Source organism: Microbacterium sp. E-13 (genome assembly GCF_049912955.1).
Lineage (GTDB): Bacteria > Actinomycetota > Actinomycetes > Actinomycetales > Microbacteriaceae > Microbacterium.
Window position 1 is genome coordinate 2,638,616 of sequence record NZ_CP183973.1, and the last position, 17,481, is coordinate 2,656,096.

The window sequence follows — 17,481 nt, forward strand, 5'->3', positions numbered from 1 at the left end:
GCTATCGTCCTCACCAGCCGGTGCGCAGCACCCGCTCGACGGCGTCGACGAAGTAGTCCACTGACTCTCGAGCGACGCACAGCGGCGGCTTGATCTTCAGCACGTTCTGGTGATCGCCGGTCGGCTGCATGATCACCCCGAGTTCGAGCAGACGATCGCAGATCGCCGCGGTCTCTTCGGTCGCCGGCTCGAGCGTCTCGCGGTCGCGCACGAACTCGAGCCCGAGGTAGAGGCCGTCACCGTGCACGCGACCGACGATCGGATACGTCTCGCCCAGCTTCTCCAAGCGCTGCTTGAGATGCTCGCCCACGACGCGGGCGTTGTGCTGCAGCCTCTCCGTCTGGATGATGTCGAGCACGGTCGACCCGATCACCGCCGAGACGGGCGACCCGCCGGTCGATGAGAAGAAGTAGCCCTGCGTGCGGTAGCGGTCGGCCACCGCACGTCGCGTCACCACGACGCCGATCGGCTGGCCGTTGCCGACGGACTTGGCGACCGCCACGATGTCGGGGACGACGCCCTGCTGCTCGAACCCCCAGAACCAGGTGCCGAGACGTCCGAAGCCGACCTGCACCTCGTCGGCGATCGCCAGCCCCCCGCTCTCGCGCACGGCCGCGTACACCTCGCGCAGATAGCCGGGCGGGAGCGCGACCCCGCCGGCGTTGCCGTAGTACGTCTCGCTGATGAAGGCGGCGGGCGGCTCCCCGGTCTCCATCAGCCAACGGATGACGGCAGCCGCCTCCGGCGCGTAGCGCGAGGCGGCCTCGCCGCGATGGATGCCGCGGTACGAGTTGGCCGCATCGACGGTGTGCACCCACTCCGGACGGGTCTGCAGCGCGTTCGGATTGTCGGCGATCGACGTCGACACCGCATCGCTCGCGTACGTCCAGCCGTGGTATGCCTCCCGCATCGCGACGACGTCGCGCCGACCCGTCGCCGCCATCGCCAGGCGCAGGGACAGGTCGATCGCCTCCGAGCCGGAGTTGACGAAGAACACCGTGTCGAGCTCCTCCGGGAGCGTCGCGGCGATCTTCTCGCCGTACTCGGTGATCGCCGCGTAGTGGAAGCGCGAGTTGGTGTTCAGCAGGTGGAACTGACGAGTCGCCGCCGCGGTGATCCGGGGATGGGCGTGGCCGACGGATGTGACGTTGTTCACCATGTCGAGGTACACGCGCCCGTCGACTCCGACGAGGTGCTCGCGCCAGCCGCGCTCGATCTGCGGTGGGCGGGCGTAGTAGTGCTCCTGCACCTCGGCGAGCACGTTCTCACGGCGCTGCAGCAGGTCGCGCCCGCCGCGGGCCCCTCGCGCGGCCGGCAGCCCCAGCGCCGGCGCGGGGTCGCCGGCAATCGTGAGCCAGCCCGGTGCGTAGCCGGGAGGCGTGAAGAGCGGCACCTCGGCGATGCCCGTCCGCGTCAGCTGAAGCCTGATCGCCGTGCCGGACGGCAGCTCTACGCTGTCACCTGCGACACGCGCCGCCGAGAACGACAGCATGACGTCGCCGAGGGCGACGCGCGCACCTCCGCCCTGCTGCTCGACCGCGCCGCCGTCGGGCACAGCGAAGCGGCGGACCGCTGCGAGCCAGATCGTCGCGTGGGTTGGCACGGTGGCGGGCGCGGATGCCGCGAGCCGCGGTGCGCCGGTGGCGACGACGTCGCCGAACGGCAGCACAACGACGTCGGCGCCGGAGTCCAAGGCCGCCTCGGCAGCCTCCCTCACGGCATCCGGCGACAGCCATCGTCCGTCGTCGTTCAGCGGCGACGTCACCCTCGCGTCGAGTTCGACGACCGTCCCGCCGTGAGGAAGGAGCCCCGGGCCGGCCCACGCCGGAGCCGCGCCGACGTCCATGTCGAGCGCAGAGCGGAAGACACCGGCCATCACCGCGGACGGCACAGACATGGCTTCTTCGAAGATGCGGTACTCGCGGTCGAGAGCATCACCGGCGTAGTCGTTCGCGGCGTCGAGGCGCACCTGCTGACGGCCGCTCAGAACGAGTACCGCACCACGCAGCACCACGAGCGGCCAGATGGCATCGACCTCCTCCTGCGACAGCGGCCGGATCCGGTGGAATGCGCGCACGGCGTCGACGGTCGACAGCGGCGACTGTCCTTCGTGGTGCAGAACCGACGAGATGGTGACGGCGAGCTCGCCGACCGCCCACGATTCCGTCGCGTCGCCGAAGTCGATCACCGCGTCGGGGAGGGCACGCGGACCGGGGAGCGCCATCACGTTGTCGTCGGTGATGTCGAAGTGCCCGAGCTGGCGCGGCAGCCGCCCCACGACATGATCGAGCGCCTCGACGGCGCGGTGCGCGGCATCCGTGATGAGCCGACGGATGTCGTCGTCGGGCTCGAGCGGCGCGAGTGTGTCGATCACCCGTTCGGCGTGCTGCAGATCCCACTGATGCACGCGCGCCGCCGCCGGATGCGTCAGCCCGTGCAAGGCTCGGCTGACGCGGGCAGACAAGTCGCCCAGTCGCGCGACGACCGACGGTGCGAGATACCGTGAACCGGTCAGCGCCCGGCCTTCGAGGTGCTCGATCACGCGCACGTACAGGCGACCCTGGCTCGTGTCCCACCAGTCCGCGAGCGGGCCCCGCTCCCCCGTCAGCACACGCGGAACACGCAGGTCGGGTTCACGCTCGGCGATCCGGTCGGCGACCATCGCCTGCATCCGCATCTCGGACTCGCTGAACACGGGGTTGGCGATCTTGAGCACGGCGAAGGGCTCACCGGATGCAGGATGCCGGAGCAGGAAGTTCTGGTCCTGCTGGCTGCCCAGCGAGTCCACCTCTGCGCTGAGCTGGAACCGCTCGCTCAGCAGCCGCTGGACCTCAGCGCGGGGAACTGTCGGACTGGGCAGCCCCACATGGTCGAAGTAGTTGAAGATGCGCTCGGTCACCGGCGGTGCTCCCTCGGGTCAGTCGCGGCCGTATGGCGCAGCCACGGTCTGCGGCTCGGCCAGGATGCCATACGACTCCGGGCGCCGCGCGACCATGGCGATGCCGCGTCCGCATCGCGGCGAGATCCGTGAAAGGAGTCCGCCCGGGAGCGGCGTTATGCACTCCTGACGGACGGGGTGTTCGTGGGAGCGGGCGGTGACAAGCGGCCCGCCCGGTCGATGCGGAGGGAGCCGTCGATGTCGACCGTGACGGGGAAGGGGTCGCTGAGCCCTCCGATGAACGGGCCCCCGTCCACGAATTGCAGGAACGCCAGAAACACGTGTTCACCCTCGAACGTCTCGATCAGGCGGCCCGCGTAGAGCTCGCCGCGGGGGTCGCCGGAGAAGAACTCCTCCTCGCCGAGGAGGAACGGCCCGCGTGCTGACTCCGAGACGAGGTAATGGGTTCCGCAGACAGCGAGGCCGCGAGCGACCCGGTCGCCGCTGTGAGCCCACTCGTAGACCGAGAAGACGAGGTACCACCTGTCGCGGATGCGGTGCAGTTGCGGGACTTCGAGATGGCCGAATGCGCCCGGCGATGCAAGCGGAGGGAGAACCTCCCAGGTTTCGAGGTCTGCGGATCTCGCGAGACCGATCACCCCACGAGCGTCGGGAGCACCCTCGTTCGACCGCGCCGTGATGAGCATCCGGTACTCCCCCGACTCCGCGTCCCAGTAGACCCAGGGGTCCCGCCAGGTGAGATCGAACCAGGTGTCGAGATCGAGTTGTTCGTACCAGCGCGGGTCCGCCTCGAGAACGAAGTCGTCGTCCTTGGTCCATGTGTTCAGGTCGGCGCTCCTGGCCCGTCCGATCCGCTGGACCAATCCCCTCTCCGAGCGACGCACGCCCGTGTAGTACAGGTGCCATCCGTCGGCTGCCTCGATGACGCTTCCCGTCCAAGTCGACTGGTCGTCCCACGCACCCGGCGCTCCCGGCCCCAGCGCCTCCCCGAGCACCTCCCAATTGAGCAGGTCGTGTGAGGTCGCGTGCCCGATGCGGGCGTTCTCGTGGCGCAAGTCAGGGTCGCCGAGAGCGCGGGGCGCCATCAGGAAGTAGAGGTGGTACGTCTGGTCGTGCTGGGCGAGCCAGAAGTCCCACGTCCAGTAGTCGGGAAGAAGGAGCATAGGGTGGCCTTTCAGGTGCGGTAGGCGGAATGGATTCGGAAGGCGTCGAACCTTGAGATGCGGGCGTCCGGCGCAGGACGGAGTCGCACGCGGTCGCTGCTCGGCGCGCTATATGAACGGGACGTGATCATCACGGAGTCGTCCACCCAGAACTCGATCATCGAGCCGTCCAGGAGAAGGCGGGCGCGGGCGGGCGCGGAGGATGTCGGGCGCGCGATCGCCCGTCGGCGCTCGCAGTAGCCGGGCTCGCGGCTGGCATGCGATCGGTCCACCCAGATCCGGTCACGGTCGACACCGAGGGTCGTCCGCTCGCGGCCGTCGTCGCTCGCGAAGACATCGAGCTCGAACTCTCCGTCGATGATGAGCTCGACGTCCAGATGACGCCCGCGGAGCCTCGCGTCGCGTGCGATGACACGTTCGCTTCGGAGGAGGTCGAGCTCCGCGACGGGACGGACCGTGAGGGTCCCGGATGCCGACAGCCCGAGCTCCAGCGGGAATCCCGCGTTGTGAGCCCAGCCGGAGTCGATCTGGTCGGCTCCGGTGCGCTTGTCCTGGGCGATCGTCCAGAGGATCGAACGTCCGTCCTCGAGGACAGCTCCGCTCGGCCCGGTGAGGTGTCCACCGCCATCGAACTCCCTTGGCTCGGCGTGGTCCGGTTGGAACCGCCCGGTGAGCGGATCCCACCGTCCGATCCAGTGCCAGACGTGCTGCAGGTGGTGCTCACTCTCCTCCGCCCACCACGGCGCGACGAAGAGGGCGTGGCGCAGCGTGCCGTCCGCCGCCGTGCCGATCGGCAGGAGCACGGGGAGTTCCCACATGACCCCGGTCGACGGATGGGCGCCGACGTCTCCGGTCAGGAGCGGTCCGAGCGACTCCCACGCTCGCCCGTCCGCGCTGCGATACAGCAACGCCGTGCCGCCGCGTCCTTCGATGCCGGCACCGACCAGGACGAACCACGTCGAGCCTTCCCGCCAGGCGAACGGATCTCGGAACTGGCCGGGGACGAGCGCGGCCCCCTCGATCGCGGTCGGCATCTCGAGGATGGGGCTGGCGTCGACACGCCAGCGTGCGCCGTCAGGACGAGCGATGGCGACGGACTGATCCGGCGTGCGGCCCAGGGCTCCCGCAGTGACGACGAGCAGATGAGTGCCTTCGCCGTCCGCTACGGAGCTGCCGCTCCAGATCCCGTCGGCTGCCAGGCGTGACGACCCTGGGTGGACGGCGATCGGCTGGTCCCTCCAATGGACGAGGTCCTCGCTCGTGAGGTGCCCCCATGAGATGTGGTCCCAGTACGGCCCAGCCGCGTTGTGCTGATAGAAGACGTGATGCACCCCCTCCCTCTGGATCGCGCCGTGTGGTTCGTTCATCCAGCCCTGGGGCGCGATCACATGGGCGATCGGCCGATGCGGGTCATCAAGATAACGCGCGCGGGGCGGGGTCGTGTCGACTGCAGCACCGTGAACGATTCCGACATCGACCGTAGAGGGACCCGGCCAGGCGTCGGACGTGTCCGAACGAACAGACGCGTGCGCGAGAAGGCCCACGGCGATCGCGCGCGGCAGTGGGCCGCCGTGGTCTCGGGATCGACCCACCACCACCACCGCAGGAACGCGCACTCCGGCGCTGTGGGGGACGTGCCGCGTGATCGTGTCGGCACCGAGACCGAGCACGACCCGAGTTGGACCGATCCATACGTGGAGGTGGTTCCATCTGTCGGGTTGGAGATGGGCTCGCCCGACGTGTAGCACACCGTCCACGCGGGCGGCGATGGTTCCGTCGGCGAGGTGACCGAGCGCGAAACCGTCGTCGGCATCCGTCGCGTCGATCAAGGCCGTGAATCCCTCGCCATCGCCGTGCGCGAAAGCCCGCGGTGCGAACCATGCCTCGGCGCGGATGGCCTCCTGATGATGGGCGGACCCCGAAACCTCCACCCAGGTGGTGAAGCCGTCGAGACGGAGGGAACAGGAGTCCCCGAGGACAGCCATCCGCTCCTGCTGATGGGGTGGCGCCGTACTCACGATGTGGGCCGAGGCCCCGTCGTCGTCGACTGCTCGAGTCGGCGCGCCGAAGAAACTGACGTGCATGTGCCTTCCTGGTGATCGGGTTCTCGGTGCGAGGATGCGTCGCACCCGCGGCGCATCCCCGCGTGCCGGGTCAGTCGGCGATCTTCTGGTAGCGGTCGTAGCCGTCCTGGTAGACCTCCATGAGATCCTCGAGCCCCATGTTCTCGAGCTGTTCGACGTACGCGCTCCACTCGTCCTCGACACCGCCGGACACGATCCACTCCGCACGCTTCTGTTCGACAAGGGCCTTGATGTCGGGCTCGATACGACCGATACGTTCGAGCTCGTCGACGTCGAAGAAGACCGAGGGGTAGAACTGCGGCTCAACGTACGGAAGGTAGTTCTCCTCGAGATCCTCGGCGCGCTTCAGCGCTCGCGGCTCGGGCAGCACGACGGTCTTGAACCCGTCGCGGGTGATCACGTGAGGCGCTCCTGCGCCCAGTGCCACCTCCTGGCGAAGTTCGCCCGCATTCACGCCGTCGGGCAGGGGAGCCTGCTCCAGCACGCCGTCGGAGTTCTCAACGAGGGTCTCACCGATCGGCCCGTACGAGACCTGTGCCGACATCTGAGGTTCGTACAGCGCGTCGACCCATCGCATCGTGGCGGACGGGTATTTGTTGGCGCTCGTGATGGCGAACGCGCTCCGCCCGTAATCCGTGAGGTTGGAGTGTCCGACGAGTCGTCCGGCGACGCCTTCGAGCACAGGCAGCAGCACGTAGTCGTCAGCCCGGTCCGTGCCTACGACCTCTTCGGTCTCCCACCAGACGTACGAGCCCAGCACCGGAGCGTCGGTCTTGCCCTTGGCGAGGTATGCCTTGTCGTCTTGCGTGAACGATTCCGCGTCGATGAGCCCCTCCTCGTACCACTCGTGGAGCGTCTTGATCGCGTCTCGATAGCGGTCGTCGGCGGCGCTGTAGATGACTTCTCCATCGCGCACGATGCGGTGATCGGCGTTGTCTGCGATTCCGCCCAGCGCCGCGAACAGATCACCGATGTCGGCGCACCACCAGTTGTTGATGAAGCTGAGCGGCACTTCGTCGGCCTTGCCGTTCCCGTTGGGATCCTGCGTCTTGAAGGCCACGAGCGCGTCGTGGTACTCCTCGACGGTCGTCGGAATCGGGAGGCCCAGTGCGTCGAGCCAGGACTTGTTGATCGACCAGAAGAAGGGGACCGCTGCCAGTCCGAGCTCTTCCGCGTTGGGAAGTGCGTAGACGTGCCCGTCCGACGCTGTGACCGCTGCCTTGAGCGCGGGGTTGGCGTCGAAGATCGCGGTGAGGTTGGGGGCGTATTCGGCGATGAGGTCTTCGAGCGGAATGAGGGTGCCGTTGGTGCCGTAGCGAACCAGCTCCGCGTCGGTGAACTTCGAGTTCAGGAACGCGTCCGGCAGGTCGTTCGACGCGAGCAGGAGGTTCCGCTTCTCCGAGTAGACCTCGGGCGCCAGCATCTGCCAGTCGATCGTGATGTTGGTGTCGTCCTGCCACGCCTGCACGAGTGACATCTCGTTGTAGTCGGGCGCGAGAGACGCCTTCTCTCCGGCGATCGTCAGAGTGAGCGGCTTCTCGACGATCGGGAGCCCGCTCGCCTTGAAGCCGAACTGATCGGACTCGTCGGCGGTGGCATCGTCGCCGCCGTTGCCGCAGGCCGCGAGCGCCAGGATGAGTGTGAGGGCGACGGCAACGCCGCCGACGGCCCTTCCACCGTTCTTGCTGTGCATCATGGTTCTTCCTTTCGGGTTTCGTCCCGTGCGGGGCGAGGTCGGAGGTCAGTTCTTGACGGCACCCAGGAGTGCGCCTTGCGTGAAGAATCGTTGGAGGAATGGAACGACGAGCAGGAGCGGAACGCTGGCGAAGACGATCGCGGCATACTTCACGAGCTCGACCACTCGCTGCGCTTCTTCGTAGCTCCCGAGATCACCGGTCAGGTTGCCGCTGCCGGACAGGTTGGACTGAACGAGGATGTTGCGCAGCACCAGCTGGAGCGGATACATGTCGGGACTGCTCAGGTAGATGAGCGCGTCGAAGAAGCCGTTCCAGTTCCAGATGATGTGGATGACGATCATCAAGGCGATCAGCGGCTTGGCGAGCGGCACGGCGATGCGGAAGAAGAAGCGGAAGTCGCTGGCGCCGTCCACCTCGGCGGCCTCGCGGAGCTCATCGGGCAGATTGGTCTCGAAGAATGCGCGCGCGATGATGATGTTCCAGACCGCGACAGCGCTGGGCAACACCATCGCCCCGATGGTGTCGAGCAGGCCGAGGTCGCGGACGACGAGGAACTTGGGGATGATGCCGCCGTCGAAGAACAGCGTGAGGACGATGAGGAACGTGATCGTCTTGCGTCCCGGAAGGTCCTTCCGGGAGAGCACGTAACCCGCCGAGACGACGAGGCTCACGCTGACGATCGTCGCGATCGACGTGTAGAGCACGGAGTTGCCCAGACCTCGCCACACCATCGGATCGCCGAGGAGCCGCGCGTAGCCGTCCAGAGTGAAGCCGACGGGCCACAGCCACACCTGCCCCTCATAGACGCGGGAGGGCTCGCTGACCGAGGCGATCGCGATGAAGTACAGCGGATAGAGGACTGCGATGACGGCGAACGAGAGGATCGCGAACGTGAGGGCGTTGAACAGGGGATCTGCGAGCCGACGGCGCGAGAGTCCGGGGCGCGCGGTGCGCAAGGAGGTCATGGTTCCTACCAAAGGCTCGACTGGCGGGCTCGGCGTGCAACCCAGTTGAAGGTCAGAAGGAGCCCCAGGTTGAGGAGCGAGTTGAACAGTCCGATCGCGGCGGCGTAACTGAACTCCGCTCCCAGAAGCCCGACTTGATAGGTGTACGTCTGCATGATCTGGGATGTCGCCAGGTTGAGGTCGGTCTGCATCAGGAGCGCCTTCTCGAAGCCGAGGTTGAGGAGGTTCCCGACGGCGAGGATGAAGAGCACCGAGATCACCGGCGCGATGCCGGGGATGTCGACATGCCAGATCCGCTGCCACCTCGAGGCGCCGTCCACCTTCGCCGCGTCGTGCAGAGCGGGGTCGATGCCGGCCAACGCGGCCAGGTAGACGACCATGTTGAACCCCGCCTCCTGCCAGACGGAGGACGCGACGTACACCGGCCGGAACCACTCCGGCGATCCCATGAAGAACACGGGCTCGCCGCCGAGCAGCACGATCAGGTTGTTGACGAGACCGGATCGCGGAGACAGCAGCACGAACAGCATCCCCACCACCACGACGGTGGAGATGAACGTGGGTGCGTAGAGGACGGTCTGGATGCCCCGGCGCATCCGTCCCTGCACGAGCTGGTTCACCAGCAGCGCGAGCATGATCGGGATCGGGAAGACGAATGCGAGATTGACCAGCGCCAGCAGGATGGTGTTCGAGAGGATCTGGCTGAACTGGTAGGACGAGAACAGGCGCTCGAAGTTCTCCATCCCCACCCAGGGGCTCTCTGTGAAACCGCCGCCGGGAGTGTAGTCGCGGAAGGCGATCTGCACCCCGTACATCGGCCAGTATTTGAAGACGAGGAAGTAGAGCAGCGTCGGGGCCAGTAATACGTATAACTGCCATCTCCTCAGGACGCGGCGGAGTCGCGATCCCCGGCGCGGCGACCTGTCCGCTTTCGGGGTCACCGCCTGCGTGGCTGCCCGGGTCATGACTGCACTCACGGCGCCTCCTCCGTTGGGGCCGACACCGACCCGCGGCGCACCAGGGGGCACGCCACGAGCTCGGCCGCCGACTCGCCGTTCGACCCGCTCAGCAGGAGTTCGACGGCACGCCTGCCCATCTCGGCGAAAGGCAGTTCGAGACTGGTCAGCCCCGGACGCAGGAACGGCGCAAGGGTCTCCTGGTTGTCGAAACCGACGATCGACACGTCGTCGGGGATTCGTATTCCCACCTCCTGCAGCGCCTGATAGGCACCCCACGCGGTTCGGTCGTTGGCACAGAAGATTGCCGTGGGGCGTTCCTTGCGCGCCATCAGCTCGAGCGCACCCCGGTATCCGGCATCGGGGTTCCCGTCACCCTCGATGTGCAGGGCTGGGACGGCTTGCAGGCCCGATCCCTCCAGGGCCGACAGATACCCGCGGTGGCGGGCGACAGCCGCGGGCAGGCCCGACGCGAGCGGTGCGATGTTGATCATCGCGATGCGCTCGTGGCCTGCGTCGATGAGTTCCTGCGTCGCCGCCGCGCCACCGGCGAACTCGTCGGGGATCACGGCGTGCGCGCGGCCGGCGGCATCCTCGGAATTGAGCACGACGCTCGGGATGTCAGCCAGCGCGTCAGGCACGCGAAGCACGCGATGGTACATCGCTGCGTACACGATGCCGATGACCCGATGGGAGAGAAGGGATTCGATGGCGGCGTCTTCCAGCCGGCGATCGCCGCCCGTGTTGATCGTGAGGAGCAGCATGTCGTCGTCCCAGGCCCGGGCCTGTGCGCCCTCTACGATGCGGCCGGAGAACGGCGAGCTGGCGACGGCGTCACCTACGAATCCGATGAGACCCGCTTTGCCGTCGCGAAGCGTCTTCGCCGCCGCATTCGGGCGATAACCGAGCTCACGGGCTGCCCCGAGGACACGTTCCCGGGTGGCGGCCGCGACGCGCGAGCCCCCGCGATTGTTGAGCACGAGCGATACGGTGGCCTGGGAGACCCCGACCGCGGCGGCGATATCGTTCATCGTGGCGCCCGCGCTGGCATGGTGAACCATGAATCCTCTTCGATCATGTTATACGTATAACTAGGTGGCTGAATTCAAAACTAGCATCGCCGGCGGTCTCGCACAATCGCCAAATTGGGCGAGACCGCCGGCTCTCACCTCAAGGGCAAGACGTCGACACGGCCCTCAGCGCGCTCGGCACCCCCGCTTGCTTGCCCTCAAGGGATGGGCCCGGCGCGAGAGGCCCCTCATCGCGCGTACACCTTCGCTTCCCAAGGGCGCAGCACCGCATCGACGTTGTCGCCCCCGGCTTGGTTCGCCAGGATGGGCCGTTGCGTGTCCCAGGCCTTCGACACGAGATCCGGCAGCGACGGCGTTACCGCGGCTGAGGACAGGTTCGCGATCACGAGCACGCGCTGCGTATCGAGTGTGCGCAGGAAGGCGAACACGGCCGGAGTGCCGACGTCGAGTCGACGGAAGTCACCGTCGGCGACGACCGGGAGACGGTGGCGCAGTCGGATCAGCGCTCGGTAGTGCTCGAACACCGAGCCGGGGTCGTCGTACTGTGCGGCGGCGTTGATGCGGGAGTGATTGGGGTTCACACGAATCCAGGGCGTACCCGCGGTGAAGCCGGCGTTGGGACTGTCATCCCACTGCACCGGAGTACGGGCGTGGTCCCGGCTCATCCGCATCAGCCCAGCCATCACGCCGTCGGGATGCTCGCCACGGGCGAGCGCTTCGGCGAAGTAGTTGAGCGATTCGACGTCGCGGTAGTCGCTGATCTGGTCGAACGGGGCATTGGTCATGCCCAGTTCTTCGCCTTGGAAGACATACGGGGTACCCCGCTGCAGGTGGAGCACGGTCGCCAATGCGGTGGCCGATTCACGCCACCACTGAGTGGCGTCGCCGAATCGGCTGACTGGCCGTGGCTGGTCGTGGTTGGCCAGGTACAGGCTGTTCCAGCCCACCTGCGCGAGCGCGTCCTGCCAGGCGGTGAACGAGCCCGCGAGTTCGCCCGGTTGCAGCTCCCGCGGAGAGAACTTCCCACTCCCGTGGTCCAAGCTGACATGGTCGAACTGGAAGACCATGTCGAGCTCGCGCCTCGCCGGGTCGGAGAACAGCACCGCATCCGCGGCCGTGACACCCGGCGTCTCACCGACTGTGAAAAGCATCCCTCTGCCGTCGAACACCTCCCGCCGCATCTCCTGCAGGTACTCGTGCAGGCGCGGCCCCGCGGAGTAGTGCGGAAAGCCGTCGCCGTACGTCTTGCCGGGCGCGACCACCCCGTCCGGCAGACCAGGGTGCTTGGAGATCAGATTGATGACATCCATGCGGAAGCCGTCGACGCCGCGATCCAGCCACCATCGCATCATCGAGTAGACAGCCTCACGGACCTCGGGGTTCTCCCAGTTGAGATCGGGCTGCTTCCGCGCGAACAGGTGAAGGTAGTACTCGCCGGTCTGCTCGTCGAGGGTCCACGTCGGCCCAGAGAAGAACGACTCCCAATTCGTGGGCTCGGCGCCCGGGCGCCCGGGTTGGTAGCCGGCTCGTGGGGGCCGCCACCAATACCAGTCGCGCTTCGCGTTGTCGCGGCTGGAGCGGGATTCGACGAACCAGGGATGCTCGTCGGAGGTGTGGTTGACCACGAGGTCCATGACGATCTTCATCCCCCGTGCGTGCACCTCGTCGACCAGCTCGGTGAAGTCGTGATCGGTTCCGAACGCCGGATCGATCTCCTGGTAGTCGCTGATGTCGTAGCCGTTGTCAGCATGCGGGGAGCGATAGATCGGCGACAGCCAGATGACATCGATACCGAGGCGCTCGAGGTGATCCAGACGCTGAAGAATCCCCCTCAGGTCCCCGATCCCGTCCTGGTTGCTGTCCTGAAAGCTGCGGGGATAGATCTGGTAGACCACGGCACGTTTCCACCACTCGGACGACGCGGTCGCCCCGTCTTCCGTGGCCAGGATCTCAGAGACTGACATGCACGACCTGCCAGACGTCGAACGCGGGAAGCGTGGCGACGGCGTGATCCCCGTGCAGGCTGACCGGAACCTCCACCAATCGCGGGCCGGCGTCGGGGTCGGCGACGCGAACGCGGGGAACCCGTCCGCGGATGAACCGGAATCTGAGCTCGCCCGGTCCCGTCGGCCCCGGGGGGTTGCGTGGCGCGTCCCACATGGTGTCGTCCTGGCCGACGAGATTGATCAGGTGAACGACGATCCCTTCTGGGGTGCGAGTGACATGCCGCCAGATCGCGCCGGCGACCGCTGTCTCTGTGGCCTTGATCCCGACGTGGGCGACGTCGAGCTCATCGTTGTAGTCCCCCACGTAGGAGGCGGTGACGTCGACGATCCGCGTATCGAACAGGAGGGCGTCGTGTTCTACAGCGAAGTCGTACCAGCGGGTGAGGAACTCCATCGTGGTTGGTTCCGGGTCGTGGTTGCGGACGTAGTAGGGATCGACGAGGACCTTGCCGTGTTCGCCGGTCAGCAACTGGGTGGCGCCGTGAGAGAAGAGGGTCGCCATGGTGAAGGCGGCGGCACGGTCGGCAGCGTCGGCGGACGCGTGGGTGTACGTGTGCTGGTACGCGGCGAACACGACGGGCAGACCGCCCGCCCGTGCGCGGGTGGCTACCCGCGCGAGCGCTTCGAGGCCGAGGACCGGTTCCCACGGCTCGATGTAGACGGCATCCTGAGGAGCATGTGCCGTGTCCCACGTGGGGAAGTCGTTGACGTTGTTGAAGACGAGACCAGCGTCGGGAAGTTCTCGTCGGACTTCGTCGATGAGGCGGGCGAATGATGCCGCGACGTCCACCGGGTTCCCGTCGGGCGTTGCGGCATGCTTCGGGTAGCCGTACTGATCGAGGTGGAAGCCGTCGAATCCCAGGTCATCCACCGCGGCTGCGAGCTCGGCGGTGAAGTGGTTCAGCCATGCGGGGGCGGCCGGGTCGAGGATGAACAGGAAGTCCTCGAGCGAGTACGGCTCGCCGCTGGGGCGCAGGAGCGCGTGCTGCTTCCACGAGGGCCACTCGTCGGGTCCGACCGCGTACACAGCCGCGTATCCGTACGATGCCGATCCGGCTTGGCGGAGAGCGCTCGTCAGTTCCCGTACGGTGGCGAGGGTGATCGGCTGGCCGAGCGCGTCAACGTATTCCTCGCCCCCTCCGAGGAGATCCGCGTGCCGGAATGCCCAGTCATAGAACTGGATCGCGTTCAGATGCAGGCGTCGGGCCAGTTCAGCGACGGCAAGGACGTCTTTGCCGGGGTCATAGCTCGCGACGAATCCGTACCGCAGTCGGGATCGCGGGTCATCGGTGACTTCAATGGCAGTGCGAGCGCGCCATCCGCCTCCGTCGAGCTCGATGCCGTACCCGCCCGGTGGCAGCGAGGGAATCGTCTGAAGCGCACCCGGCTGGAGTGGCTGGGTGTGCAGCAACTCCCCCAGCCGCCAGACGCTGACAGTCCCGTCCGCTGCGGGCAGGTCACCGCGGACCTCCACGCCGATGGAGTCGGAGGATCGGTAGCTGGCGCGGGTGGGAAGAAGGGTGAGTGGCATGTTCATCCTTTGACGGCCCCGGAGGTGAGGCCCTGTACGAAGTGGCGTTGGAAGATGAGGTAGACGACGATGACGGGGATGATCGCGATCACCGAGGCGGCGAACACGAGTCCCCATTGGGTGGCGTTCTGGCCCTGGAACAATTGGATGCCGAGGGGCAGGGTGCGGTTCTGCGGGCTCGTGATGATCGTCAACGCCCACGCGAACTCGTCCCAGCAGGCGAGGAAGGTGAAGATGGTGGCGGTGGCCAGCGCCGGACGGGCCAGCGGCAGCGCAAGCGTCCAATAGCGGGTCCACGCATTGGCGCCATCCATCTGCATCGCCTGGTCCAGTTCGGCCGGCAGTGCGGCGAAGAATCCGCGTAGCAGGAAGGTGTTCAAGGCGAGGGACCCCGCGACGTAGAAGACGACCAGCCCCGCCAGCGAGTCGAGCAGGCCGAAGTACTTCGCAAGCACGAACTGCGGGATGATCAGCATCAGCGCGGGCACCATGAGCCCGATCAACAGCACCCGGAAGATCCACTCCCGACCCGGGAACTGGAACCGGGTGAATGCATACGCCATCATCGAGCTGAACAGGACGGACAGCGCCGTCGCGATCACGGCGACGATGAGGGAGTTCATCGCGTACCGGGCGAAATCCTGCGTCGTCCACGCCTGGACGTAGTTGTCCAGCGTGAACGGGTCGGGGACGAACTGCGGCGGCGTCGTCAGCACGTACGCCTGCGGCTTGAACGACGTCGACAGCATGTAGAGGAAGGGCGTCACCATCACGACGGCACCGACGATGAGGACGACCACGCGCAGCGACGTCAGTGCCCCGCGGGAGGACTTCACGCTCACGCGGACCCTCCGTCCCGCTCCCGGAACAGACGGAGCTGCGTCAGGGAGGCAGTGAAGACGATGACGGCCAGGATGACCGCGAGCGCAGAACCGTAGCCGAAGTCGAGCTCAGAGAACGCCTGGTTGTACATGTACGTGAGCAGAACTTCGGTCTGCCCGCCGGGTCCGCCGCCGGTCATCAGCAGCACCGATATGAACACGTTGAATCCACCGATGACGAGCATCACGATGACGAAGGCCATCGCCGGCCAGATCGCCGGCAGAGTCACGGCACGGAAGCGCTGCCACCACCCGGCGCCGTCGACACGCGCCGCTTCCTCGAGGGACTGCGGCACGCCTTGCAGCGCGGCCAGGAAGATCATCATGGACCAGCCGACGCCCTTCCAGACTCCGAGGGCACAAATGGCGATCATCGCCGTCCACCGCCCGGACAGCCAGGATGTCTGTCCGTCCCCGAGGTGGAGGATCTCGCTCAGGGTGTAGTTGATGAGTCCCTCGTCGGCGAACAGGTACTTGAACAGCAGCGAGACCACGACCCAGCTCGTGACGACAGGAAGGTAGAACAGCACGCGGAACAGCGGTTGCGCGGGCGCCTTGGAACGCAGCAGCATCGCCACGGCGAGACCCAGGACGATCTGCGGCGGCACCGTGAAGAGCATGTAGACCCCGCTGTTGCTCAGGCTGAGCCAGAACCGATCGTCTTGGAGCGCGCGCGCGTAGTTGTCGAGGCCGATGAACTCGCTGGCGGAGCCGCGAAGGATGTTCCAGTCGTAGAAGCTCATCTGCGCGGCCTGGACGATCGGGTAGAGGATGAACAACCCGAACAGCAGGACCCCGGGCAACAAGAAGAGGTAGGGCGTCAGTGAGGCCCGGCGCCGGCGGCGCGCGGCGGGGGGCGCGGGGCGCGGGGCGGCCGAAGCCGCCCCGCGCCGCTGTTGCTCCAGCAGGGTCATCACTGGCCTTCTGCGAGGAGCGCGTCGATCTGCTCGGCGGCTGCGGTGAGCGCTTCCTTGACAGACACCCTGCCCTCGAACGCGGGGACGAGCTCAGTGTTCAGGATGGTGTCGACCTCGCCGGCCTGCGGAATGGGCAGCCGTGCACGCGCCGTCTCGAGCTGGTCGGAGAAGGTCTTGTAGAACGGGACGAGCTCGGCCTGCGCCTGCGCGAACTCCGGCTTCACGCTCATCTGCCCGACCTTGGCCATCCCGAGCTGGTACTCCTCCGACTGAGTGAACTCGACGAACTTGTACGCCGCCTCGGCGTGCTCGGTCGCTTCGGTCACGACGATGCTCTCGCCTCCGACCACGCTGACGGAACCGCCGTCGCCGGCGGGCACCGGTGCGTAGACGGGTGTGAAATCGGGGTACTGCCCTGTCCAGATGTCCTGCATCCACGGCCCGTCGAGGATGGTTGCGTACTGCCCCGTGGGGAGTCCGTCGCTCGTGGAGGTCCCCCCGGTGTTGCCGGTGATCAGGTTCGGGATGGCACCTTCCTTATACAGGTCGACGAGCAGCTGCACGCCCGCGACGCTCTCATCGGAGTCCAGGTAGCCGCTCGAGGTGGTGAGGTCCGGGTCGGCGATGTCACCGCCGGCGGACCAGATCCACGGCATCACGTTCCACGCGTACAGCTCCTTGTCCGCGAAGGCGGCGATGCCCTTTCCTGCCAGCCCATCGGCGAGCGCACGAAGATCATCGAACGTCGCCGGCGGGGCGCTGACGCCGGCCGCATCGAGCGCGCTCTGATTGGCAACGAGCACACGGGTGTTCGTGTTGAGAGGAAGGCCGTAATAGTGGCCGTTCCATGAGGTGGTCTCAAGCGTTCCCGGGTAGACGGCGTCGGCCAGATCCTCGAAGCCCGGCATCTCGCCGTCCAGTTGCTTGAACGCGCCCAGTTCGGCGAACTGGGCGATCCAGCCGATGTCGGACCGCATCAGGTCGGGGAGCTCGCCGCCCGCGGCGCTGGTCGTCAGCTTCTGCTTCAGGCCGTCGTAGGGCATGTCGACATATTCGACCTTGATCCCCGGATTCGCCTTCTCGAAGGCGGGGATCAGCTCCTTCTCGAGGACGTCGGTCTGTGCAGTGTTTCCGCCGTTGCCGTACGTCGCCCAGAACGTGAGCGTCACAGGGGCGTCCGGACCGCCACCGGAAGCGGCGCATCCACCGAGCGCCACAACGCCAGCCAGCGCAAGAGCGCCGGCGGCGGCAAAACGTGATTGCCTCATTGCAAGTGTCTCCCTTGTAGGACGGCCACGGGTTGGCCGTAGGGTTATTTCACCACGAGAAAAAACTTCACGTCAAGTGATGT

General features: G+C 66.8%; 12 protein-coding genes. All 12 read right to left on the minus strand.

The features are described from left to right. Window positions 1-10: 10 nt before the first annotated feature. Complete coding sequence (locus tag ACN9MP_RS12155; protein WP_426320519.1) at window positions 11-2,899, minus strand: aminotransferase; 2,889 nt, start codon at window positions 2,897-2,899, stop codon at window positions 11-13. 155 nt (window positions 2,900-3,054) lie between these two features. Continuing rightward, window positions 3,055-4,062, minus strand: a complete 1,008-nt coding sequence (locus tag ACN9MP_RS12160; RefSeq protein WP_426320521.1) for a glycosyl hydrolase family 32 — start codon at window positions 4,060-4,062, stop codon at window positions 3,055-3,057. Window positions 4,063-4,073: 11 nt separating this feature from the next. Further along, the gene (locus ACN9MP_RS12165; protein WP_426320522.1) at window positions 4,074-6,047 is read right to left on the minus strand and encodes a glycoside hydrolase family 32 protein; all 1,974 of its coding nucleotides are present in this window, start codon (window positions 6,045-6,047) and stop codon (window positions 4,074-4,076) included. A 169-nt stretch (window positions 6,048-6,216) separates the two neighbouring features. Next, window positions 6,217-7,842: an ABC transporter substrate-binding protein gene (locus ACN9MP_RS12170; RefSeq protein WP_426320524.1), complete on the minus strand. Its 1,626-nt coding sequence runs from the start codon at window positions 7,840-7,842 to the stop codon at window positions 6,217-6,219. 45 nt (window positions 7,843-7,887) lie between these two features. After that, window positions 7,888-8,808 (minus strand): carbohydrate ABC transporter permease, encoded by a 921-nt coding sequence (locus tag ACN9MP_RS12175; RefSeq protein ID WP_426320525.1) that lies wholly within the window; start codon window positions 8,806-8,808, stop codon window positions 7,888-7,890. A 5-nt stretch (window positions 8,809-8,813) separates the two neighbouring features. Next, on the minus strand, window positions 8,814-9,785 hold the full coding sequence (locus ACN9MP_RS12180; RefSeq protein WP_426320526.1) for an ABC transporter permease: 972 nt from the start codon (window positions 9,783-9,785) through the stop codon (window positions 8,814-8,816). Further along, window positions 9,782-10,825, minus strand: a complete 1,044-nt coding sequence (locus ACN9MP_RS12185) for a LacI family DNA-binding transcriptional regulator (protein ID WP_426320527.1) — start codon at window positions 10,823-10,825, stop codon at window positions 9,782-9,784. The genes ACN9MP_RS12180 and ACN9MP_RS12185 overlap by 4 nt, the downstream gene beginning before the upstream one ends. Before the next feature lie 197 nt (window positions 10,826-11,022). Beyond that, window positions 11,023-12,759, minus strand: a complete 1,737-nt coding sequence (locus ACN9MP_RS12190; protein ID WP_426320529.1) for a glycoside hydrolase family 13 protein — start codon at window positions 12,757-12,759, stop codon at window positions 11,023-11,025. Beyond that, window positions 12,746-14,332 (minus strand): glycoside hydrolase family 66 protein, encoded by a 1,587-nt coding sequence (locus ACN9MP_RS12195; RefSeq protein WP_426320533.1) that lies wholly within the window; start codon window positions 14,330-14,332, stop codon window positions 12,746-12,748. The genes ACN9MP_RS12190 and ACN9MP_RS12195 overlap by 14 nt, the downstream gene beginning before the upstream one ends. 2 nt (window positions 14,333-14,334) lie before the next feature. Continuing rightward, the gene (locus tag ACN9MP_RS12200; RefSeq protein ID WP_426320535.1) at window positions 14,335-15,174 is read right to left on the minus strand and encodes a carbohydrate ABC transporter permease; all 840 of its coding nucleotides are present in this window, start codon (window positions 15,172-15,174) and stop codon (window positions 14,335-14,337) included. Then, window positions 15,171-16,127, minus strand: coding sequence for a carbohydrate ABC transporter permease (locus ACN9MP_RS12205; protein WP_426320536.1), 957 nt, complete (start codon window positions 16,125-16,127; stop codon window positions 15,171-15,173). The genes ACN9MP_RS12200 and ACN9MP_RS12205 overlap by 4 nt, the downstream gene beginning before the upstream one ends. Continuing rightward, entirely contained in the window at window positions 16,127-17,299 is a 1,173-nt protein-coding gene (locus tag ACN9MP_RS12210; RefSeq protein ID WP_426320537.1) for an extracellular solute-binding protein, read from the minus strand. The genes ACN9MP_RS12205 and ACN9MP_RS12210 overlap by 1 nt, the downstream gene beginning before the upstream one ends. Window positions 17,300-17,481 lie beyond the last annotated feature (182 nt).

What these genes read in the sequence shown, in the direction of transcription:
- ACN9MP_RS12160 (WP_426320521.1), bottom strand. Translation starts at nt 4,062, where the DNA reads ATGCTCCTTCTTCCCGACTACTGGACGTGGGACTTCTGGCTCGCCCAG.
- ACN9MP_RS12165 (WP_426320522.1), bottom strand. Translation starts at nt 6,047, where the DNA reads ATGGCTGTCCTCGGGGACTCCTGTTCCCTCCGTCTCGACGGCTTCACC.
- ACN9MP_RS12170 (WP_426320524.1), bottom strand. Translation starts at nt 7,842, where the DNA reads ATGATGCACAGCAAGAACGGTGGAAGGGCCGTCGGCGGCGTTGCCGTC.
- ACN9MP_RS12175 (WP_426320525.1), bottom strand. Translation starts at nt 8,808, where the DNA reads ATGACCTCCTTGCGCACCGCGCGCCCCGGACTCTCGCGCCGTCGGCTC.
- ACN9MP_RS12185 (WP_426320527.1), bottom strand. Translation starts at nt 10,825, where the DNA reads ATGGTTCACCATGCCAGCGCGGGCGCCACGATGAACGATATCGCCGCC.
- ACN9MP_RS12190 (WP_426320529.1), bottom strand. Translation starts at nt 12,759, where the DNA reads ATGTCAGTCTCTGAGATCCTGGCCACGGAAGACGGGGCGACCGCGTCG.
- ACN9MP_RS12195 (WP_426320533.1), bottom strand. Translation starts at nt 14,332, where the DNA reads ATGCCACTCACCCTTCTTCCCACCCGCGCCAGCTACCGATCCTCCGAC.
- ACN9MP_RS12205 (WP_426320536.1), bottom strand. Translation starts at nt 16,127, where the DNA reads ATGACCCTGCTGGAGCAACAGCGGCGCGGGGCGGCTTCGGCCGCCCCG.